The sequence below is a fragment of the Streptomyces sp. JLBT605 genome, from assembly GCF_058215555.1.
On the sequence record NZ_CM177087.1, the window covers coordinates 5,749,654 to 5,770,492 of the forward strand.

Below are 20,839 nucleotides of genomic sequence, written 5' to 3' on the forward strand. Positions count from 1 at the left end.
TCAACCGACAATTCTCACGAGGAGAGCAACGATGGATCCACATGTGACTTTCTGACGGCTGATCGGACAGGGCGGATGCCCCAGCAATGACCAACATAGAAGAAGCCCACGGAGGTGGCTAACTTGAGGAAGGTAGACTTCCCGCGAGTGGACGTCGCGGGTGTCGGCTTCGGCCCCTCGAACCTGGCGCTGGCAATTGCGCTTAGCGAGCCGCGTGAACCTACTGCAGCCATGTTCTTTGAGCAGCAGCCGCGGTTCGGCTGGCATCGGGGAATGCTGTTGAGTGACAGTCGGATGCAGATATCCTTCCTTAAAGATCTGGTAACTCTTCGTAACCCGCATAGTCCCTACTCATTCGTCTCCTACTTGCACAAAATTGGCAGGCTGGCACAGTTTATAAACTGCCAGACCTTCTTTCCCTTGCGTCGGGACTTCCATAACTACCTCGAATGGGCTGCTTCCCATTTCTCACATCAAGTGCTGTACGGAACGCCCGTGACCAGAATTCGACCTATTCCCCACAGTGGAAGTGTCGGGGCCCTGGAGATATTAGTGCGCCAGGACGGCGAGGGAGAGTCCGTAGCCTGTACAGCCAAAAATGTAGTGATCTCGACCGGGCTGGTCCCCCGCATGCCTGAAGGCGTCACAGAAACCGAACGAATCTGGCACAACGCCCATCTTCTGGACCACGCGGAGAAGCTAGATTCGAGCGAAAATCTCAAGTTTGCTGTCGTCGGGGCAGGGCAAAGCGCTGCGGAGACGGTCCGATTTCTTCACCGAAAGTTCCCTAAGTCTCGCATCTATGCCATATTCTCCCGCTACGGCTATAGTATCGCTGACGACAGCCCCTTCGCGAACGCGATCTTCGACTCCGACGCGACAGACATCTTCTATATCGCTCCTCCTGCGGTACGGCAACAATTGCTCAACTATCATGCCGGCACCAACTACTCTGCCGTCGACCTCGACCTCAGTCGGGAGCTCTACGACGTTATGTACCAAGAGCGCCTCACAGGGCAACCGCGAATACGTATCTTGAATCTCACCCGACTGCTGGAAGCAACCGAAAAAGATAACGCCGTCCACATTGTTATCAAGGACCTGCCCACTTCTTTAGCGACGTCGCTAAAGGCCGACTATGTCATATGCGCTAGCGGATACTCCCCGTCCGACCCTCTCACCCTCCTCGACGAGGCATTGGCCAGCCAATGCCGACGGGATGCTTCTGGGCGCCTGCAACTCAACCGCGACTACCAGGTGGTCACCTCCGAGCAGATCGAGTGCGGCCTCTACGTCACTGGTCAATTCGCTGAGCATTCCCACGGAATCGGAGCCGGCCTGCTATCCAATGTTGCTACCCGCGCCGGAGAAATCCGCGATGTGGTCCGCGCCAATCAGGAGAATCATCGTGCATGTCCCTGATCTTTATCGCGTCAACTCCGCCTGGATTAGGCGCATCATCTCCAGCTACCCCTTGGCCCTATTGGTGACCAATGGTTCACACACACCCTATGCAACCCATCTCCCCATCCTCATACCCCCGGATGAGGACAACCGAGAACCTCGTAAAGTTCTCGGCCACATGAACCGTGCTAACCCCCACTGGATGTCACTTACAAAGGGCACGAAGGCCAAACTGATCTTCACAGGTCCGCATCACTACGTCAGCCCCACCGCCTATCCCGAAGGCCCAGCAGCTCCCACATGGAACTTCATTTCTGTCCATCTAAACGGCACCCTTTCCCCCCTCCCGTCCGGACCGGAAACACTTGAGGTCGTGCGCCAAACAGCTCAAGACTTCGAAAAACGTTTCGGCAACGGATGGAAAATAGATTCATCCCTGGATTACTTGGGGCAGATCGTCGCAGGCGTCGGCGCATTTCGCTTCCATATAGAACACGTGGACGCAATGTTCAAGCTCAGTCAGGAAAAGCACCCTGACGTTCAGCGGCGAGTAATATATTGGCTCAGCAATTGCGGATCAGGGACAGCCAAAGACCTTGCAGACTTCATGCACCGATACCGAGCCGAGGGAGATCGGCGGTGACCTCGATAGCGCTGCACGACTTTGAATGATCAGACGTTCAACTGATGCTCTCAAACTTGCGCTTATGGGGGAACTACTCCTTCGTTCGCATTAGGGGGTATCGATCAAGGAAAGTACCTCGAGCTAGCGAAAGCGGATTACTTCTGTGAATGGATGGCAAGATGTCGCAGATAAGCGCTCAAAATCCTGACGGTAACCGAGTGGCGCGGGCGCGACGTTTCCTTATGTGTCGGCCGACCTACTTCGATGTCACCTACTCGATCAATCCATGGATGAACCCCACGCGGCCCACCTCAGCTGAAGCTGCACTGGACCAGTGGAAACGGCTGCACGACACGTTCGTGAAGCTGGGGCACGATGTCTCTCTGATCGAACCGGTGCCTGGGCTGCCAGATATGGTATTTGCGGCCAACGGCGCAACTGTCGTGGACGGCAAGGTGCTCATAGCGCGATTCCGCCACCGGCAGCGTGCCGCGGAGGCGAAGGCCTACGCCACGTGGTTCCGTGACAATGGCTGGACCGAGGTGCGCCAGGCGGATTACCTGAACGAAGGCCAGGGTGACTTCCTGTATACGGGGGAGACCTTGCTGGCAGGCTGCGGCTTCCGCAGCGATGTCCGGGGGCACGACGAAGCGCGGGAGTTCTTCGGTGTCCCCGTTGTCAGTCTGACGCTCGTTGACCCGCGTTTCTACCACCTGGACACGGCCCTCTCCGTCCTCCGGCCGGGAGAGGTCATGTACTACCCGGCGGCCTTCTCCGCCCCCAGTCGGAAGGTCCTAGCCGAGTACTACCCCGACGCGATCTTGGCCGACGAGGCTGACGCCGTCGCCTTCGGGCTCAACGCCCAGTCGGACGGCTGCAATGTGGTGCTGGCGCAGCAGGCCACCAGTCTGGCCAGGCGGTTACGTGACCGCGGCTACCGACCAATCGGCGTCGACCTGGCCGAGTTGCTCAAGGCTGGCGGTGGTGCCAGGTGCTGCACTCTTGAGCTGCGGTAACGGGTATGGCCAGCCAACGGTGTAACTCGGGTGTTGTGAGTTAGCGGCGGCCGACGGAGAGTCGGCCGTCGAAGGCGATGTCGAAAGCCTGCAAGGCGGGCTTCCAGCGCATGGTCCGGCGTTTGCGTCCCTGGCCGGTGGGGTCCGGGCTCATGACGGCCATGTAGACACATTTGAGGGCTGCGGCCTCGGTCGGGGAATGCTCGCGGGCCCGGACGGCTTTTCGTATGCGAGCGTTGACCGACTCGATGGCGCTGGTGGTGCAGACGACGCGGCGGATCTCGGCGTCGAACTGGAGGAAGGGCACGAACCGGGGCCACCTCCGCCGCCGACCAGCGATTTCGCAGGTCGGAGGCCGTTTCCTCGAATTGAGGGAACGGCCTTTCTGACGTTGCGTCGGCTTGTGGTCGCAAGGTGGTCGCATGCGTCCGGGCGCGGTGGGGCTGGTCGGCTGTAACTCGTAGCTTCTGTGGGCGGCCTGATGATGGTCATTTGGTTGTGCAGCTGCGGGATGTGGTCGCCAGGTGGTCGCGCGGCCGGTATGCGGATCGGGGGAGTGGCCGGCCGGGCGGCGAGGGTGAGGATTTGGTCGATGGTGTCGACCGCTTCGCGGGCTGCCTGGGCGGTGAGGTGGCTGTAGATGTTCGCCGTGGTGGACAGCGTCGAATGCCGGAGAGTCTTGGACACCACGGTCAGTGGCACGCCGGCGGTGATGGAGATGGTGGCCGCCAGGTGCCGGAGGTCGTGGAGCGTGGTGCGGGGGACTCCGGCTTCTCGGCTGAGCAGGTGGAAGCGGTTGAGGGCGTACTCGGGGTGGAGTGGTTGGCCGTCGAGCCGGTGGAAGACGAAGTCGCCCCGAAGATTCTGCGCGGTCGAAGGGCACTTGTCCTGGGCCCGGTGGTGGAGGACGGTGGCGACGCGGTCGGAGGTGGCGACCCAGTTCTTGCTGCTGCGGGTCTTCGGGGTGGTCAGTGCGAGGTGGTTGTTGTCGATGGCGGAGAGCGTGCGGCGTATGTAGAGGACGCGCTCGTCGAGGTGGACGTCCTCCCAACGCAGGCCGAGAGCTTCCCCTTTCCGCATGCCGGTGCCGATCAGGAGCTTGACCAGGGCGGCCATGAGCGGATCGACTGCGTGGCTGTAGCGCAGGAAGGAGACGGCTTCCGCGGTGGTCCAGATGTGGCGCTCGGCTGCGGCCGGCCGGGGAATGATCGTGGGCCGTGCCGGGTTGCGGTCGAGTCGGTGGTGTTTGACGGCTTCACCGAGCGCGCTGGAGAGGGTGGCGAGGATGCGATGGACGCTGACCGGCCCGCGGCCATGGGCGAACTGGTTGCGGACGAAGGCGGCGATGTGCGCGTAGCCGAGGTCGTCGAGCTTGAAGTGGCCAAGGGCTGGGATGAGGCCGGCTTGGACGTAGGCGCGGTAGCGGGCCATGGTGGTCGGCTTCAGCGTCATGGCTTTGGCCTGGAGCCACGCGGTCAGGTAGTCGCCGACCGACTGGTTCGGGTCGGCGAAGAACCACCGCCGTCACTGTCGACCAGCCGGCGCAGGGCCTCGGTGGCGTTGGTCTGGGTGGGGAAGCCGCCGCGGCGGATGGTGCGGCGCCGGCGGGCGGGGGAGGGGAGATCGACGGCGAACGTCCAGGTGCCGTGATCAGACTCTGTGAGAAGGCGCGGGCAGCGTGATCCGAGCTGCTGGTGATGCTGGTCCCGGCAGCCGCACCGGCGGTAGACGCGCCCCCGAGGAGTGGCGGAGCGCATGGTGATCGCTTCCAAAAGTTGCACATTGAACTGATGGATCCATTATCGGCGATCAGCGGCTCGGTCCTGCGACCACATGCGACCACAACGGCGTCCGAAGCCCTCCTGACCTGGGGCGATCCCTTGGCGGGGCGACAAGTGCGGTTGGCGCGTGCGGATGACGTGTCACTGGTCAGAGACGGTGACTGCTGTATACCCCGATGTGGCACGGAAGCGGCACGGTGGCCCGCAACGGTCGTAGAGCTGCGCTATTTGGGTCGTGCGTCAGGTTGTCTTCCGGGTGTTCACGAGTGGGGCTGACCGGCAGGGCTGCCATGCCCTACAAGATCCCTTCCCGGCGACGGCGTGATCGTTTCCCGGCGTGCCCACAGAACGGGTACGGTCCACCACATGGTGGGCGACTTCGATGCGGCCGAGGCCATGCACGACGGCATATCAGGCCGGTCGGAGGCATGGGACTTCATCCGCGCCTTCGTGGCTGCGTGGTACTCGCCCTTGACCGATGGCGACGGCGTCTGCCAGCAGGAGCTCAAGCAGATCGAAGATCAGCTGGGCCTGTCGCTCCCCACCGCTCTGCGTGAGGCATACCTGCTCTTCGGTCGGCGTCCGGAGTTGTTTGAGCACCAGGATCCGATGCTGCCGCCCTCAGAACCTTTCGAGCACGAAGACCTCGGGGGAGTGTTGTGCTTCCGCAGCGAGAACCAGGGGAGCGCCTTCTGGGGCGTGCGCCTGCGCGATCTGGGGGAGGCTGACCCGCCTGTCGTCGTCCAGTCGCGTGAGGGATGGCGGCCGTTCATGGACAAGGTCTCGATGGCGTGCGTGGAACTGGTCCTGTCCGAGAGCCTGTTCAGAGAGGAACGTCTGTACAACGCCTGCGAGTTGCCGGCCGAGGTCATGAGCGAGATACCCCAGCTCTTCCAGCGGGTCCCGCTCCCGGACTATCCGATGTGGACGGGTGATGACGAGTCCCCGGTCCGCTGGTTCTCCGCTCCCGGACTTCTTCTGCGGCAGGACGGGCTGGCGGCCGACAGCTGGCTGCACGTCCGGGGGAAGACCTTGGCCCACCTCTCTGCAGCCTGCATCGCCGTCCCGGGACGGTGGGCCCAGTGGCAGGGGACTCAACCGACCGCGGTCGACGAGCTGCCCTTTTAGGACCGCACACGGACTCGGCCTGGTGCGCGTCCAAGAGTCGGAAGAACTCCTGGACCGGAGTCGAGCCCGCGCAGCGGCCGGAGATCGCCCTGGATACGTGGTCGCGCAAGCAGGTCAGAGCCCGTCGAGCTCGCTGTTTGGCTTCCTCGGCGGTGGGAGGGTTGGGCCCGCGGTGTGGATGATGGTGCAGTGACGAGCATCAGGAATGACCACGTGAAGGTCCACTTCCGCCTGGAGGCGGACGAGGACGGCTGGCCGCCGGCGAGCGTGGAGAGCTTGTGGGCGATTGACCTTGGCGACGGCACCGTCCGCTTGGACAACACTCCCTGGTTCGTACGGGGAGTCGCCAGCGACGACATCATCCAGGTGGAGGTCGACCACGATGGTGTCCGCCGGGCTGGCGAGACGGTGCGGGCTTCAGAGAACTGCACCATCCGGTTGATCGTCATGAAGGGCGGCGGCTCAGCTACCGCTCGGCAGACCGTGCTGGAGACCTTTCATCGGCTCGGCACGACTGGCGAGGGGATCGAGCAGTTCCGGATGGTGGCGCTCGATGTGCCACCGGATGCGGATCTGCCTCGGATTCGGAAGCTTTTGGAGCATGGGGAGGCCAAGGGGTGGTGGCACTGGGAGGAAGGGTGTGTCACCGCCGTGTGGCAGGCCACGGCAGCTGCGTGACTGCCATGGAGGCTCACGCCTCTCCTCGTGCGGAGGCAAGGAGGAAGTCGCTATGACCATCTTTCACTGCGTCAGCTGTCAGCAGCTCCTGACAAGGGAGGTGGCTCCGGGAGAACCACTGAGGGCGCCGGAGCTGCCGGTGGGCCATGCGGTCGTCTCGCCCCGGATGGCCCCGGGGACCTTCAAGGTCAATTTCGACGGCAGTCTGCTGATCTTTCACCCGGATGACCTTCCGGGGACTGCGCTGCACCCCGAGTCTCGACGTCTCGTTGGCTGCTGCGGACTCGCTGGCCAGGACGGCCCCAACCTTGTGTGCAGCGGCTGCGGTGTCGAGGTCGCTACCAAGGAGTCTGACTGCTGGACCGACAACCTAGTGGCGTTGATCGCCTCGGCCGTCACGGAGAGTGTCTCCTCGCGCCCCTGCCGTTAGTGATGGGAGCGGAGCATTCGGTCGCGGAACTGCTGGAAGCGGTGCCAGCCGGGGGTGTCCAGTGGAGTGATCAGGTCTCCTTCGGCGCAGTCCAGAACCTTGCAGCGTAGGACTCCTGCGAGGCGGAAGACAGGGGTGAGGACATCGTCGCCGCCTCCGCGGATGTGGAGCATGATCGAGTCGACCGGGTCTTCTGCACCGATGTTGAGTTCCATGGACCAGGTGGGGCCGACGAGTTCGCCCCAGGTGGGGTCGGAGAGGTCAGTGTCGGGGATGGCCTGGGTGATGGCTGCGAAGACGTCGTGCTGGCTGCCGAGCGGGGCGGGGGTGTAGTCGTCAGGGATCTGCTGCACCGAGGTGACGTCATCGGGCAGGCGGAGGAGGAGCACGTCCCAGCTCATGGTGACCTTTCGGGGATAACTCGTAGAGGGTGCGGTGGTTCATGTCAGGCTGAGCTGTTCGCCGGGGGGCTCCATTCCGATGCCCGAGCAGGCGGCGAGCAGGCCGCCGCCGGCGACGGCGATTCCGGTGCCGAGCACGGCGCGGCGAGTGGGTGTGCGCATGATGAGGTGCACCTCGTATCGGTGTAGACGCGTAAGGGACTGGGCACGACGCCGCCGCTCCGGGGGGGGTGCCCCTATGTCCTTGGTCAAGGGAAACGGGGGTGCGTTGGGTTTGGGAGCCGGGCAGCATGGCGGCGTGGCTGATCTGCTGTGGGATGACGTGAGCTGTTTCTTCGACCCGGACTTGATGGGGTCGCTGCCGGATGTGCGTGTCCCGGATGCGTCGGCGGAGGACTGGCAGGCGGTTCTCGATCTTGTCACGGAAAGGGGCTGGAAGTGCCAGTACTCCGAGGGAGAGACGGTGCTTCCGGTGCCCCGGGCGGAGGGCGTGCTGTCCCGCCCGGCGGATGCCGAGTGCCCGGACCTGCGGGTCTGGCCGACGGCCGATGTGCTGGCGATCTTCCGTTTTCATGCCGCCGATGAAGTCGACTTCGACGTCGACCTGCGGGAGTTGCAGGGCCAGGAGCGACTTGATGTGTTCTGCGGCTTCCTTCGGGAGATCGGGCGGCGGTTGGGCAAGCAGGTGCTGATGGACCCGGAGGGCGACTATGGCCGTCCGGTGCTCGGCTTCGACGTCGAGGCTGATCGAGTCGTCCTCCTCGCGGACCCGCAGGTCAGGTGACTGAGGCCGACGGCTGCGGTTCGTAGAAGGTTCCGTCGCGGAGCATCGCGAAGAGGACGTCGGCCCTGCGTCTGGCGAGGCAGAGCAGGGCCTGGGTGTGGTGCTTGCCCTGGGCGATCTTCTTGTCGTAGTAGGCCCGGGAGGCCGGGTCACCGAGCGCCGCGAACGCCGAGAGGAAGAAGGCCCGCTTGAGCTGCTTGTTCCCTCTCCGGGAAGGCTGTTCGCCGCGGATGGAGGAGCCCGAGCTCCGGGTCGCCGGGGCGAGACCCGCGTAGGCGGCCAGGTGGCCGGCGGTCGGGAAGGTGCTGCCGTCGCCGACCTCGATCAGGATGCGGGCTCCGGTCCTGACGCCGACTCCCGGCATCGAGGTCAGGACCTTGGAAAGAGGGTGGGCCTCCAGCAGTTCCTCTATCCGCCCGGCCAGCAGTTTCCGCTGGTCGAGCACGGCCGTCAGCGACGCGGCGAGGCTCGGGACGATCAGAGCGGCCGCCTCGGTCCCCGGGACGATCACGGTCTGCTCGTCCAACGCGGCGAAGATCTCATCGACCAGCCGCTCGGCCATCCTCGGCGCCTTCGGCCGCAGCAGGGTGATCAGCCGCCGACGGCCTGCCTTGCGGATCTGGGCCGGTAACCCGAACCGTTCCAGCAGCGTGAGGACGGCTGGGTGCTGCAACCGCGGGCCCAGCACCCGTTCCAGCGACGGGTGGATCTGGGTCAGCAGGCCGTGCAACCGGTTGGCGACCCGGGTGGCCTCGCCGGCCAGGTCGTCGTCGAACCCAACGATCATCTCCAGCTCGGCGATCGTCTCGTCCTCGCCGTCGATGGCCCGCAGGGTGTGGGGCATCGCGCGGGCAGCGTCGGCGATGATGAACGCGTCCTTCGCATCGGTCTTCGCCTCGCCGGGGTAGAGGTCGGCGATCCGTCGCATCGTCAGCCCGGGCAGATAGGCGACCGGGCAACCCATGTCCCCGGCGACCGTCAGCGGTAGGGCTCCGATCGAGGCCGGCTGGTCGACCACGACCAGCACAATTCCGTGCTTGGCCTGGAGCTTCGCGAACAGCTCGCGGAGCTTGGGCTCGGTGTTGGGCAGGCGCTTGTCGAACGCCTTCTTCCCGGCCGGTGTCACGGCGGTGGCGTGGTGTTCGCCTTTGCCGACGTCCAGGCCGAGGAAGACGTCGATGTCGCCGGTGTCGATCACGTGCAGGCCCCTCCATCACGCTTTCGTCCGGCCTTGCCAGGGCACCGAGCTGCCACATCCACGTTACGGAGAGCTCTTCCGGCTCGGGCGAAGCCGGTGCTCAAGCCCCTCATCAGCGGTCCGTCGATGCCTTCGGACCCGGTGACACCACCCCCCCCGGATCATCAACAACAGGAGGGGGAAGTCATGCCGGACCCGAAGGCCGGAGACCCCGTTGCGGAGCCACGAAGAAGGTAACGGGGGGGCGGCTGGGCGGCGTGCTCCTATACGCGCAGCACCGACAGCTGGGTGAGAAGCGTTCCGCGGCGGGGTGGGGGATTCGGCCGCAGGGCGTGGTGCAGCCGCGCGAGGGCGGCGGCCGGGACGTTCCCCGGCCGGTGGGCGAAGGCCCCGCCGAGGAGCAGGGCGAGGGTCCCCGCGCCGAGCACGGCCAGGCAGACGGACATCGGGTCCATCCCGCCGAGGAGAGCCGGGTGGTCCGCGCCGAACTCCGGCCGATCGGCTCGGGGCGCGTGGACCGCGGGCTCAGCGGCGTGGTGCCGCATGGGGGCGGACGCGGCAGCCGCCATGGAGCCGACAGGCGTGTGCGGCGCGCTGTGCTCGGCGGGGTGGCCGAGGCTGTGCATGGTGACGATGCCGAGCAGCAGCGCGGTGAAAAGCAGCAGGCGTCCGCACCAGGCGGTAACTCTCCGCTGCCCGGGCATCGCGTACCTCCCACGTTCTCGACCGACCGCCTCGCATCATACCGGCGGGGGGTATGACGGCCGAGCGGCACGTTCGCGAGCCGTCTTCCCGGCGGGTGGCGGCCCGTTCCCTCGGAGGTGTCCGTGCAGGTCAGCGACGTTGGTCGGGCGCGGCATGACGTCCGAAGCGGTGGCTGTCCCGGACGCTTGGAGCACCGCCCCGCCCCTGCCTGGATCGCCCTCCGTCATCGCGGGGTGCTCACCCGGGGATCAGGCCCTCGTCCGACAGCAGCTCCCGCACTCGGCCCAGGCTCGTGTCCTGATCGGGCAGGACCAGGTCGGAGGGGGTGATCCGCTGGTCCGGCAGCGGTGCGCCCAGCCAGCGCACGGCGTCCAGCAGGGCGTGCAGCGCGGAGCGGAAGGACGTTTCGTCGCCTGCGTCGGCAGCCGCTTGCAGGGCTGCGTCGAGGGTGTTGAGGTCGTCGAGGTGGGTGTCGGTGAGGTCGTACTGGCCCTAGCCGAGAATCCGGATGATCACGGCTGCTCCTCCCGCTCCGGCGCACCCCGTGCGGTACCACCCTCTACCGCCGGTGCCGAGTCGGCGGCCGGGAGCTGGGCATTGAGCCGGGCCAACTCCCTCCTCCACCGCGCTCCGGTTGCCGACCGCCTCCAGCTCGGCCTGGATGTCTGCGATCCGGCCTCCGCCCCCGTCACCGCCGCATACCCGACCGCCGCGACGGTGTCTCCCGGGCCGGGATGTCGCGGTAGGTATCGGCGGTCGCGTAGGTGAGGGAGGCGGCGATGACGAGGGCGCCCCACAGACCCCACGCGCCCGCGGGCCCGGGCGCCGAGCGGGGCGGGCAGGGGAAGCAGCCCGGCGGCGAGGAGAGCGGGGGCGGCGCGGCGGATCCGGCGGGCCAGACGGGCCGGGTCCCGACGATGGCACTGGGTGAGAACAATGGTGCAAGCCGCTGTGGTCAGCGCCCCGAGGACGATCAGCACCCAGGCGAGGGCTTCCACACCGGTCACCCCCGAACGGCGGGCCGGTACGGCCTGCGGTCCCGGGTGTCGCTGTGACTGTGCTCCGGGGGCGTTTGGCGGTGCCGCCTTGGCCAGAAGCCCGGGGTGCGGGCGGCGTACGCGGTCCACTCCTCGCCGAACCTCTCGGCGACCTCGCGTTCCTCGCCGCGGGCCAGGCGCACGTAGACGTACGCGAGGATCGGGAACATGATCAGGGTGGGGATGGTGGGCCACTGCAGCAGGAACCCGATCATGATGAGCAGGAAGCCGTCGTACTGAGGGTGGCGCACCCACGCGTACGGGCCGCTCGTGGCGAGCTTGTCCTGCTGGGCGGCCTCGTGCAGCCGCTTCCAGGCCGCGGCGATCAGCCAGAACCCGCCGCCGATGGCCGCATAACTGGCCAGGTGGAACGGGCTCAGATGCGGGTCGCCGGTCCAGCCGGTCAGGTCGTTCCACACGTGCCCGCCCGCGTGGGTGTCCTCCAGCAGCGGGAAGCGCGAGCCCAGCCAGCTGCCCAGCAGGTAGACGGTCAGCGGCGTGCCGTACATCTCGGTGAACAGCGCCACCAGGAAGGCGCTGTAGGCGCCCATCGCCCGCCAGTCCCGCCTGGTCTTCGGGCGGAAGATGCCGGCGGCGAAGATGATGAACAGCAGGGTGTTGAACGCCACCAGCGGCCACAGGCCGTACGCGGCGTCAGCCATGATGTCCCTCCTTCACCGCGGTCTCCGTCCCAGCGGAGTCCTTCGGTTACGGCCGACTGGAACCGGTGCGGTGGTCGTGCTCATTCAGCCGGTCCGGCTCGTCGGAGCCATCGCGGCCTCCGCGCATCTCGCCACCGTGTCCGCGCATCATGAGGAACATCATCAGCGGGCAGGCGACGGCGATGGCCAGGACGAACAGGGATCCGACGGGCAGGCCGAGGGCCAGTGCGCCGACGAAGGCGATGGCTAGCGCGAGCGCGTAGAGACCGAAGTTCTTGTTCTTCATGGTGGGCCTCCGTCGCAAGGTGAAACAGGACGCGAGCCGTGTTTCGGTGGGTCAGGGTCCGGTGCCGTGCAGCGCGGCCAGGCGCCGCCGGTACTCCTCCTCGTCGATCTCGCCCCGGGCGAACCGTTCGGCGAGCAGTTGCTCGGGCGAAGACCGCGTTGCCGGGGGGTGCTCCTGCAGGCGCTCCAGGGCTCGGAAGATCATCACCGCGACCGTGATGATCAACGCCCAGAAAAGGATCATGCTGGCCGACATCGCGAACCAGCCCCACCCGCCGACGTCGTGGTCAAACCAGAACATCACTGCGAGCCACTCCCCAGGTCAGTCGGACGCACGGCCCAACTGCTGTCATCGGGTCCTTCTCACCATCAGTCTCTCTCCCGCACGCCGGTGCACGTCGAGGCCCAAAGGTCCCCGAGTACGGGGCCGCTCAGCCCTGCCTGGTAGCGGTAGCCACGTGAGGGAAGGGAATCTCCAGAGGCCACCGAGACGGGTACCTGGCCTGCGGCTTCGCAGGCCGCAAGGGCAAGGGCTGCTGCGGTACAGCCGGATGGCGGGAACGTTGTGCTCCTGGCGGGGGCTTCGATGGCTTCATGTCCTCCTCAGCAGTGTGCTCTCAGGGGCGGTCCGGTGGCCTCGGGCCAGAGCGGCCATCCTGCGTCGGTAGGTCGCCGCGTCGATCCGGCCGTGCAGGCGCAGGCCCGCACACCACCCTTCAGCGGCCTCCAGGGCCGCACGCCGACCCCACAACCGCGCCAGCGGAGGGCAGCGGCTCTCTCCAGGGCTGATCAGACGCGCCACGTCGTAGACGACGGCCGACAGGACCAGCACGCCGATCACGATGGCCACCACAGCGCCCATAGCGCGCTCCTCGCTCGGTGACGCCGGATCCGGCTCGCTACGGCCTGCCCGGTCCGGAATGGTGATCGTGCTTGCGCAGCAGGTCGTGCTGGCCGTCGGCGCGCTGGTCAGGCGCGATGGCGAACCGACCGTAGTTCTTGTTGTTCATGGCGGAACCTCCTCCGCTCCCTCCATCATCGCTCCCGCGTCCACCGGACCGTACGGAGGGCGACGCGACACCCTGGCTGGGCGTCGCCTTCAGGGTCCACCCTCCGTTGCGGCGCCGGAGGGCCGGACGGCCCGCTGTCAGGGGACATCCAGCCCTGCCTGGCAGGGAAGCGTGCGCGAGGATGAAGGGGACGAATCGGGCGGCCGTGCGGGGAGATGGTCTGCGATGGGTGTCGCCGATGTCGTGGTGGTGCTGGTCGCCGTCGGGCTGATCGCCGCCCTGGGCTGGTACTTCTTCGGTAGGCGCCGTGGCCTGAGCGCCACGTTGGAGGACGGGGTGCAGCGGGTCGAGGTGACGGTGCGCGGGGGCTACAGCCCGGATGTCATCCGGGTTCGGCAGGGTGTGCCGTTGGAGATGGTCTTCGACCGGCAGGAGTCGGGCGAGTGCACTTCCCGGGTGGTCTTCCCGGACCTGCGGGTGAGCGCGGGGCTCCCGGCGTATGAGCGCACGACGGTGCGGGTCAGCCCCGCCGAGGCTGGGTCGTTCGGGTTCGCGTGTGGGATGAACATGATCCACGGCACGCTCGTGGTCGAACCGGACGGCGAGACCACGACCGCTGAGACTTCTGCCGCCCCCGCCGCCCCCGCCGCCCCCGCCGCCCCCGCCGCGCGGGCCGCTGAGCCGCCGGACGGGGAGGACGCGGCGGAGGCGGAAGCCGCGGACGTCACCGAGCGGCGCGCGGAGATCGCGGACCTGACCCGCCGGGTCGCTCTCGGCGCCGTGCTCACCGCGCCAGTGCTGTTCGCCGTCATGGCGCACGAGCTGTTCGGCGCCGACTGGGTTCCCGGCTGGATGCTCAACCACTGGCTGCAACTGGCGCTGATCACGCCGGTGATGTTCTATACCGGCTGGCCGGTCCACGTGACCGGCTGGCTGGCCCTGCGGCACCGCGGGGCGGAGATGAACAGCCTCATCACGTTGGGCACGACCGCCGCGTACGGCTACAGCCTGCTGGTCACCCTCGCCCCGGGCCTCCTGCCGAGCGAGGTGCGCGAGGTCTACTTCGAAGCCGTCGGGGTGATCCTCACCCTGATCCTGCTGGGTCGGCTGCTGGAGGCCCGCGCGAAGGCCGGCACCGGCGAGGCGATCCGCGCGCTGCTGGGCCTGCAGGCGCGTACCGCCCGGGTGCTGCGTGACGGCACCGAGGCCGAGATCCCGGTGGAGGAGGTGGCCGTCGGGGACGAGGTGGTCATCCGGCCAGGGGAGAAGGTGCCGGTGGACGCGGAGGTGTTGTCCGGATCCTCGGCGGTGGACGAGTCGATGGTCACCGGGGAGTCCATGCCGGTCACCAAACGGGCCGGTGACACCGTGATCGGCGCGACCGTGAATGGCACCGGCTCCCTCCGGGTGCGTGCGAGCAAGGTCGGCGCCGACACCATGCTCGCCCAGATCATCCGACTGGTGCGGCAGGCGCAGGCGTCCAAGGCCCCCATCCAGCGGCTCGCGGACGCCGTCTCCACGTACTTCGTGCCCGCCGTGATCGCTATCGCCATCGCCACCTTCGCCCTCTGGTTCACCGTCGGCCCGGCCCCCGAGCTCATCCTCGCCCTGGTCTCCGCCGTCGCGGTGCTGATCATCGCCTGCCCTTGTGCGCTGGGCCTGGCCACTCCGCTGTCGATCATGGTGGGTACGGGCAAGGGCGCGCAGGCGGGCATCCTCATCCGCTCCGCCGAGGCGCTGGAGACCGCCCACAAGCTGGCCACGGTGGTGCTGGACAAGACCGGCACCGTCACCGAGGGGAAGCCCGTTCTCACCGACGTGTACCCGACTGCGGGAAGTGTCGGCGAGAACGAGCTGCTGGCATGGGTGGCGGCGGCCGAGGCCGACAGTGAGCATCCCCTCGGGGCCGCGATCGTCGCCGGGGCCCGCGACCGCGGTCTGGAACCTGCCCAGGCGAGGGGCTTCGACTCGGTCACCGGCAAGGGCGTGAGGGCCACCGTCGACGGCTGCGCCGTCCTGGTCGGCACCGCCCGGCTGCTCGGTGACGCCGGTCTCGACACCAGTGCCCTCGACCCGGTCGCGGCCGACTTCTCCGGCGAGGGCAAGACCCCCGTCCTCGCCGCCGTCGACGGACGGCCCGCAGGCGTGCTCGCCGTCGCCGACACCCTCAAGGACGACTCCGTCGCGGCTATCGCGGCCCTGCGCGACCTCGGTGCTGAGGTCGTCATCATGACCGGCGACAACGCCCGCACCGCCGCCGCCATCGCACGCCAGGTGGGCGTCGGTCGTGTGCTGGCCGAGGTGCTGCCCGAACACAAAGCGGACGAGATCCGCCGACTGCAGGCGGAAGGCGGCACCGTCGGCATGGTCGGTGACGGCATCAACGACGCCCCGGCCCTGGCCGCCGCCGATGTCGGCCTCGCCATCGGGACCGGCACCGACGTGGCCATCGAAGCCGCGGATATCACCCTGATCTCCGGTTCCCTGACCGGAGTTGTCACCGCCATCCGGCTCTCCCGGGCCACTATGCGCAACATCCGGCAGAACCTGTTCTTCGCCCTGATCTACAACGCCGTCGGCATCCCCATCGCCGCAGGCGCCCTGTACCCCTGGCTCGGCCTGCGCCTGAGCCCCATCCTCGCCGCCGCGGCCATGGCCCTCAGCTCGCTCTCGGTGGTCACCAACTCCAACCGGCTGCGCCGCTGGCAGCCCACGAAGCCGCCGCCAGCCGAGCCGCCGCCAGCCGAGCCGCCGGCCGTCGATCCGCCGGTCGTCGATCCACCGGTCGTAAGAGACGGCGACCGCTGTCCACCGTGACGTTGAGCGTCGCGGAGAGCCGACCTGCGAACCACGTCAGGCGGGGTGCTGCGGACGCTGTTTGGCGTTCTCCGTCTGGGTGGCGATGACGGCGGCTTGGACGCGGCGTTCTACGCCCAGCTTGGCGAGCAGGCGCGAGATGTGGTTCTTGACGGTCTTCTCGGCGAGGTAGAGGCGCTGGCCGATCTGGCGGTTGGTCAGTCCTTCTCCGATCAGCGCCAGGATCTCCCGCTCGCGCGGGGTCAGACCCGGCAGGGCCTCCGGTGGCGGTTCCCCGGCTTCCGCCTTGCGGACCCGGGCCATGAGCCGGGTGGTGGCGCTCGGGTCGAGCATCGACTGTCCCGCGGCCACGGTGCGTACGGCCGCGATCAGGTCGGAGCCCTGGATCTGCTTGAGCACGTAGCCCGCGGCCCCGGCCATGACGGAGTCCAGCAGGGCGTCCTCGTCGTCGAAGGAAGTGAGCATCAGGCAGGCCAGATCAGGCATACGGGAGCGCAGCTCACGGCAGACGCTGACACCGTCGCCGTCCGGCAGCCGTACATCCAGCACCGCGACCCGCGGCCGCACCGCCGGCACGCGCGCCAGCGCCTGTTCGGCGGTGGCCGCCTCGCCGACCACCGTGATGTCGGGCTCGTCGTCGAGCAGATCGCGCAGTCCGCGTCGTACGACCTCGTGGTCGTCAAGGATGAAGACGGTGATCGGGGCTTGCGGGCCCGGCTGCGCCATCATCGGCTCCCGTCGCGCGTGAGGACCGTCGGAGAGCTTCCTACTTCACAGAGTGCCACCCGGGGTCCGCCGCGGTCGCGCCGGCCCGGTGGGCGTGCCGTCGAACGAGAAGGAGCTGCCGCGCCTCCGCAGCGATGTGCCCGATCACGCGGCCGCGTTGCCGAAACGCTCTCCTCGGGGGCATCTGACCGATACTGACTGAAGAGGATGGCTTTCGGTCGCCGGGCGCCTGGAGGAGCGACAGTGGCAGGTGCCGAGAAGGGGCGGGTGCCTCTGCCGCAGCTGAGGCTGGACGAGCTGCTGGATGAGCTCCAGACTCGAATCGACGCGGTGCGGGGGACCCGCGACAGGGTGCACAGCCTCCTGGAGGCGGTGCTCTCGGTGGGCCGCGGGCTGGAGCTGGACCAGGTGCTGCGGCACATCGTCGAGGCGGCGGTCGTACTGGTCGACGCGGAGTACGGGGCGCTGGGCGTCCTCGATCCGGATGGGCGGAAGATCGCCAGGTTCCTTCCGGTGGGCGTGAGCGAGGAACAGACCGCGGCCATCGGACCGTACCCGTCCGGGCGCGGCATTCTGGGGGAGCTGATCCGGTACCCGGAGCCGCTGCGACTGGCGAGGATCTCCGACCATCCGGCCTCGTTCGGCTTCCCTCCGCACCACCCGCCGATGAGCACCTTCCTCGGGGTACCGATCCGGGTGCGCGATCAGGTGTTCGGCAATCTCTACCTGACGGAGAAGCGGGGTGGTGGGGAGTTCGATGCCGAGGACGAGTCCGTGCTGTCCACGCTCGCGGTCGCGGCGGGGGTGGCGATCGACAACGCCCGGTTGTACGAGGAGTCGCGGCGGCGGGAGCGCTGGCTGCGGGCGAGCGGGGAGATCACGAACAGCCTGCTGTCCGGGAGCGCCCGGGACGAGGTCATCGGCCGGATCGCCCGGGGCGCGAGGGAGATCACCGGCGCCGAGCTGGCGGTGATGGCCGTGCCGGTGGCGGAGACCGGGACCCTGGCGGTGGAGCTCGCGATCGGCCCCGACGCCTCGGCTCTGAGCGGGCTCGTACTCCCGGTCGAGGGCACCCTGATGGGCACGGCGCTGTCCACCGGGGCCCCGGTGACCGGCACCGATGTCAGCGGCGATCTGCGGATCGCGGAGGGCCTGAGGTCCGGAGCCGGGCTCGGGCAGGCGGTGGCGGTGCCCCTCGGCACCGGGGAGGGGCTGCGTGGGGTGCTGCTGCTGGTTCGGCATGCAGGTGGTGCGGCGTTCACGGATGAGGAGATCCAGCCGCTGCGGGGATTCGCGGGACAGGCGGCGGTGGCGATGGAGCTGGCGGAGCGGCGCCGTGACGCCGAGCAGATCGCGCTGCTGGAGGAGCGCGACCGCATCGCCCGTGACCTGCACGATCTGGCCATCCAGCGGCTCTTCGCGACCGGCATGACGCTGCAGAGCGCCGCCCGGGTCATCGATCACCCGGGTGCGTCGGAGCGTGTGCTGCGTGCCGTCGGCGACCTGGACGAGACCATCAAGATCATTCGTTCGACCATCTTCGGTCTGCGGACCCACGAGGGCGGCACCGCGCGGAATCTGCGCGCCCGTGTCGTCCAGACCATCGGGGAGGCGACCGGTCCGCTGGGATTCGCGCCGAGCCTGCGGATGGAGGGCCTGCTGGATACGCAGGTGCCGAGGGAGATCGCCGACCACGTGGTCGCTGTGCTCTCGGAGGCGCTGGCCAACGTCGCCCGGCACGCGCATGCCTCATGCGCCGACGTGGCGGTGGCCACTGACGGGGCTGAGCTGGTGCTCACCGTGGCCGACAACGGAGTGGGCATGCCGTGTGAGGGCCGCCGCAGTGGACTGGTCAACCTCGCTGAGCGGGCCGAGCGCCTGGGCGGGCGACTGGAGGTCTCCGCCACGGCGGGCGGCGGGACCACACTGGTGTGGCGGGTACCGGTGCCCACGCCGTGACAGGTGTCAGCGGACGTCGGCGTAGGCCCTCCTGCCGCTCCGGCTCGCGGAAGCCGCCGGATCAGTACCTGCCCTCATCGCACGCACCCCACGCTGCCTGAAGTAGGGCCGGTGGTCCCTGCTCATCAGGGAGGTTCGGGCCCCTTCGGGTGGGGCCGGGAGGCTCTCGCGGTCCCGGCAAGGCGGCGTGACGGTGGAAGGAGAAGGACAGCGAGGCGGTGAGGACAGTGCGGACGACGAGGACGACCCAGCTGCCCCTGGTGGTCGGTGTGGACGGTTCCCAGGCCAGCCTTGAGGCGGTCGACTGGGCCACCGATGAAGCGATACGGCACCATGTGCCGCTGCGGCTGGTGTACGCGTCAATGTGGGAGCGGTACGAGGGCGTCAAGCCCGCCTTCGGCATGGAGAAGCCCACTGCGGAGCTGCTCGGCGATCACATCACCGCGGCCGCCGCGGAGCGTGTCCGGCGACGCGCCCCTGAGTTCGAGGTGGTCACCGACGCCCTCGCCGAGGACCCCGTTCGCGCCCTCGTGCAAGCGAGCCGCAACGCCTTCGCACTGGTCGTCGGCGCTCGTGGCGCGGGCCCGGTCGCCGAACTGCTGCTCGGCTCGGTGAGTTTGGCGGTCGCCGGTCACGCGGACTGCCCGGTGATCGTCGTACGGGGCGGCGAAGAGAACCGTTCCGGAGGGTTCGGCCGGGTCGTGCTCGGTGTCGGTCACCCGCGCACGGACGCCACCGTCGTACGCTTCGCGTTCCGCGAGGCCGCGGCGCGTGGTGCGAAGCTCGACGCCGTGCGGGCCTGGCGACGCGCCGCCATCGACGTCATCGATGAGCCGCTGCGCCACGCGGACGTGCGGGGGGAGGACGAGCGGCAGGCGGAGCACGAGCTCGCGGAGGCGTTGCGGGGGCCGGAAGTCGAGCTTCCGGAGGTCGCGGTGTGCCGCGACACTGTGGAAGGCCACGCCCGTACAGCCCTGCTCGACGCGGCCCGGACGGCTGACCTGCTCGTCGTCGGCGCCCACCGGGTGACCGCATACCGTGGCCTCCAACTCGGACGGCTCGCGCACGCGCTCCTGCACTACGCCCCCTGCCCGGTCGCCATCGTGCCGCACGGTGTCTAGGCGTCCAGAAGCACGTTCTCGCTGGTGCGACCCGCCAGGTGGTCTTCGACGTCGCGCACGGTAATCATCCTCCCGCGCCCACGCCGTTCAGCTGAAGAGCTGGAAGAACTCGGGGAAGGTGCCGAGTACTCCGAGGCCGATGAGCAGCAGGCTGATGACCAGGGCACGCAGTGTCTCGTACGGCCGGTTGCGCAGCGCGGCGTAGAGCAGCACCCAGGCCAGCAGCCACACCGCCACGGTCAGGCTGGTCTTGCCGGAGAGTGGGCCGACGTCGTCGCTCCAGGTCATGGCCTCCTTCACGCTCTCGCTGGCCTCGGTGAGCGTGGTGAGCAGGCCCAGAGTGGTGGCACCGACACCCGCGGCGATGATCGCCGCCGAGATCGGCCCCTCGCCCTTCTCGCTGCGGGGGAACGCCTCGTCGTCTTCTCCTCCCGCGGCATGCGCGGTGTCCGTGCGCTCCACGTCGGCGGCCTCCTTTTCCGTGCCCTGCTGGCTGGACTGTCTGGCTATTGGACGGGTGCGACCTTGGTGATGAAGGCGCCGAGCGCTCCGGCGATCGCCGCGATGAGGAAGGACAGGACGAACAGGGCGATCGTGGTGTGGCGGACGCGGTTGTGCCGGATCAGGCCGGGGCCGTAGTACCAGACGATGAAGGCGACGGTGGTGGCCAGGATCGGGCTGATCCAGGCGATGTGTTCCTTCCACTCCATGCCGAATTCGTGCCAGTCCGCGTTGTCGGGGTCGGCGAGCAGTTGCGACCGGGGGCTGCTCGGGGTCGCCTCCCGGTACCAGGGGTAGACGACCCACGTGCCGGTGATCACGGTGGCCCACGCCGTCACCGCCATGGCGGTGACGCCGATCCTGACCCTGCGCATGCGCTCGCTCACCCCTTCGGCCGTCATCAGCGCCGGTTTGAGGCTGTAGAGCTCGGCGAGGCCGCCCGCGAACGCGAGGAGGAATGCCGCGCCCAGGAGCATGCCGTGGATGATCGCCCACCACTCTCGGCCGGTGAAGGACAGCGCCATCACCTGTTCGGGGGTTGGGTGCAGCACGGCCATATGCCCGCCTTCGT

21 protein-coding genes and 3 pseudogenes are annotated in these 20,839 nt (G+C 67.9%); 9 read left to right on the plus strand and 15 right to left on the minus strand.

The features are described 5' to 3' along the window. The first annotated feature begins 147 nt into the window (after nucleotides 1-147). The 3 genes from AC4BDD_RS25230 to ddaH all read left to right on the plus strand — a co-directional run bounded on the left by AC4BDD_RS25230 (nucleotide 148) and on the right by ddaH (nucleotide 3,045). A complete protein-coding gene (locus tag AC4BDD_RS25230) occupies nucleotides 148-1,422 on the plus strand; it encodes a lysine N(6)-hydroxylase/L-ornithine N(5)-oxygenase family protein (protein ID WP_490687741.1) in 1,275 nt (424 codons plus the stop codon). Continuing rightward, nucleotides 1,409-2,047: an FMN-binding negative transcriptional regulator gene (locus tag AC4BDD_RS25235; RefSeq protein ID WP_490687742.1), complete on the plus strand. Its 639-nt coding sequence runs from the start codon at nucleotides 1,409-1,411 to the stop codon at nucleotides 2,045-2,047. Before AC4BDD_RS25230 ends, AC4BDD_RS25235 begins: the two co-directional genes overlap by 14 nt. Before the next feature lie 149 nt (nucleotides 2,048-2,196). Beyond that, nucleotides 2,197-3,045 carry a dimethylargininase gene (ddaH, locus tag AC4BDD_RS25240; RefSeq protein WP_490687743.1) on the plus strand — a complete coding sequence of 283 codons (849 nt, stop codon included), beginning with the start codon at nucleotides 2,197-2,199 and terminating at the stop codon, nucleotides 3,043-3,045. Nucleotides 3,046-3,085: 40 nt separating this feature from the next. On the opposite strand, the pseudogene AC4BDD_RS25245 reads toward ddaH, so the two are convergent. Both AC4BDD_RS25245 and AC4BDD_RS25250 read right to left on the minus strand, forming a co-directional pair. After that, nucleotides 3,086-3,364 (minus strand): annotated as a pseudogene (locus AC4BDD_RS25245) (transposase); the annotation flags it as partial. Between the two features lie 362 nt (nucleotides 3,365-3,726). Then, a pseudogene (locus AC4BDD_RS25250) lies at nucleotides 3,727-4,497 on the minus strand (tyrosine-type recombinase/integrase); the annotation flags it as partial. Nucleotides 4,498-5,192: 695 nt separating this feature from the next. Here AC4BDD_RS25250 and AC4BDD_RS25255 point away from each other — a divergent pair. Both AC4BDD_RS25255 and AC4BDD_RS25260 read left to right on the plus strand, forming a co-directional pair. Beyond that, nucleotides 5,193-5,954 (plus strand): SMI1/KNR4 family protein, encoded by a 762-nt coding sequence (locus AC4BDD_RS25255; protein ID WP_490687744.1) that lies wholly within the window; start codon nucleotides 5,193-5,195, stop codon nucleotides 5,952-5,954. Between the two features lie 189 nt (nucleotides 5,955-6,143). Next, nucleotides 6,144-6,632, plus strand: a complete 489-nt coding sequence (locus AC4BDD_RS25260; protein WP_490687745.1) for a DUF4265 domain-containing protein — start codon at nucleotides 6,144-6,146, stop codon at nucleotides 6,630-6,632. Between the two features lie 426 nt (nucleotides 6,633-7,058). Here the strand turns inward: AC4BDD_RS25260 and AC4BDD_RS25265 are convergent, their stop codons facing one another. Both AC4BDD_RS25265 and AC4BDD_RS25270 read right to left on the minus strand, forming a co-directional pair. Further along, on the minus strand, nucleotides 7,059-7,463 hold the full coding sequence (locus AC4BDD_RS25265) for a hypothetical protein (protein WP_490687746.1): 405 nt from the start codon (nucleotides 7,461-7,463) through the stop codon (nucleotides 7,059-7,061). Nucleotides 7,464-7,502: 39 nt separating this feature from the next. Further along, nucleotides 7,503-7,625, minus strand: a complete 123-nt coding sequence (locus AC4BDD_RS25270) for a hypothetical protein (protein WP_490687747.1) — start codon at nucleotides 7,623-7,625, stop codon at nucleotides 7,503-7,505. Between the two features lie 136 nt (nucleotides 7,626-7,761). On the opposite strand from AC4BDD_RS25270, the gene AC4BDD_RS25275 reads away from it, so the two are divergent. Further along, entirely contained in the window at nucleotides 7,762-8,247 is a 486-nt protein-coding gene (locus tag AC4BDD_RS25275) for a hypothetical protein (RefSeq protein ID WP_490687748.1), read from the plus strand. On the opposite strand, the gene AC4BDD_RS25280 is transcribed toward AC4BDD_RS25275, so the two are convergent. The 8 genes and pseudogenes from AC4BDD_RS25280 to AC4BDD_RS25315 form a co-directional block, all read right to left on the minus strand. Further along, on the minus strand, nucleotides 8,240-9,445 hold the full coding sequence (locus AC4BDD_RS25280; RefSeq protein WP_490687749.1) for an IS110 family RNA-guided transposase: 1,206 nt from the start codon (nucleotides 9,443-9,445) through the stop codon (nucleotides 8,240-8,242). The two genes, AC4BDD_RS25275 and AC4BDD_RS25280, sit on opposite strands and share 8 nt — an antisense overlap. A gap of 263 nt (nucleotides 9,446-9,708) precedes the next feature. Beyond that, nucleotides 9,709-10,149, minus strand: a complete 441-nt coding sequence (locus tag AC4BDD_RS25285) for a hypothetical protein (RefSeq protein WP_490687750.1) — start codon at nucleotides 10,147-10,149, stop codon at nucleotides 9,709-9,711. Nucleotides 10,150-10,387: 238 nt separating this feature from the next. Further along, nucleotides 10,388-10,666: pseudogene (pspAA, locus tag AC4BDD_RS25290) on the minus strand (PspA-associated protein PspAA). Nucleotides 10,667-10,838: 172 nt separating this feature from the next. Further along, a complete protein-coding gene (locus tag AC4BDD_RS25295; RefSeq protein WP_490687751.1) occupies nucleotides 10,839-11,087 on the minus strand; it encodes a hypothetical protein in 249 nt (82 codons plus the stop codon). A gap of 66 nt (nucleotides 11,088-11,153) precedes the next feature. Then, entirely contained in the window at nucleotides 11,154-11,849 is a 696-nt protein-coding gene (locus tag AC4BDD_RS25300; RefSeq protein ID WP_490687752.1) for a methyltransferase family protein, read from the minus strand. 46 nt (nucleotides 11,850-11,895) lie between these two features. After that, nucleotides 11,896-12,135, minus strand: a complete 240-nt coding sequence (locus tag AC4BDD_RS25305; protein ID WP_490687753.1) for a DUF2933 domain-containing protein — start codon at nucleotides 12,133-12,135, stop codon at nucleotides 11,896-11,898. A gap of 51 nt (nucleotides 12,136-12,186) precedes the next feature. Continuing rightward, entirely contained in the window at nucleotides 12,187-12,438 is a 252-nt protein-coding gene (locus AC4BDD_RS25310) for an SHOCT domain-containing protein (RefSeq protein WP_490687754.1), read from the minus strand. 288 nt (nucleotides 12,439-12,726) lie between these two features. Then, on the minus strand, nucleotides 12,727-12,996 hold the full coding sequence (locus AC4BDD_RS25315) for a hypothetical protein (protein WP_490687755.1): 270 nt from the start codon (nucleotides 12,994-12,996) through the stop codon (nucleotides 12,727-12,729). A gap of 373 nt (nucleotides 12,997-13,369) precedes the next feature. On the opposite strand from AC4BDD_RS25315, the gene AC4BDD_RS25320 reads away from it, so the two are divergent. Further along, the gene (locus AC4BDD_RS25320) at nucleotides 13,370-15,961 is read left to right on the plus strand and encodes a heavy metal translocating P-type ATPase (RefSeq protein ID WP_490687756.1); all 2,592 of its coding nucleotides are present in this window, start codon (nucleotides 13,370-13,372) and stop codon (nucleotides 15,959-15,961) included. A 36-nt stretch (nucleotides 15,962-15,997) separates the two neighbouring features. On the opposite strand, the gene AC4BDD_RS25325 is transcribed toward AC4BDD_RS25320, so the two are convergent. Continuing rightward, nucleotides 15,998-16,690, minus strand: a complete 693-nt coding sequence (locus AC4BDD_RS25325) for a response regulator (RefSeq protein ID WP_490687757.1) — start codon at nucleotides 16,688-16,690, stop codon at nucleotides 15,998-16,000. Between the two features lie 204 nt (nucleotides 16,691-16,894). Here AC4BDD_RS25325 and AC4BDD_RS25330 point away from each other — a divergent pair, with 204 nt between their 5' ends. Continuing rightward, complete coding sequence (locus AC4BDD_RS25330; RefSeq protein WP_490687758.1) at nucleotides 16,895-18,646, plus strand: sensor histidine kinase; 1,752 nt, start codon at nucleotides 16,895-16,897, stop codon at nucleotides 18,644-18,646. A gap of 218 nt (nucleotides 18,647-18,864) precedes the next feature. Further along, complete coding sequence (locus tag AC4BDD_RS25335) at nucleotides 18,865-19,767, plus strand: universal stress protein (protein WP_490687759.1); 903 nt, start codon at nucleotides 18,865-18,867, stop codon at nucleotides 19,765-19,767. A gap of 87 nt (nucleotides 19,768-19,854) precedes the next feature. On the opposite strand, the gene AC4BDD_RS25340 is transcribed toward AC4BDD_RS25335, so the two are convergent. Together AC4BDD_RS25340 and AC4BDD_RS25345 are read right to left on the minus strand one after the other, a co-directional pair. Continuing rightward, the gene (locus AC4BDD_RS25340) at nucleotides 19,855-20,229 is read right to left on the minus strand and encodes a hypothetical protein (protein WP_490687760.1); all 375 of its coding nucleotides are present in this window, start codon (nucleotides 20,227-20,229) and stop codon (nucleotides 19,855-19,857) included. A gap of 44 nt (nucleotides 20,230-20,273) precedes the next feature. Further along, complete coding sequence (locus AC4BDD_RS25345) at nucleotides 20,274-20,819, minus strand: hypothetical protein (RefSeq protein ID WP_490687761.1); 546 nt, start codon at nucleotides 20,817-20,819, stop codon at nucleotides 20,274-20,276. Nucleotides 20,820-20,839: the final 20 nt, after the last annotated feature.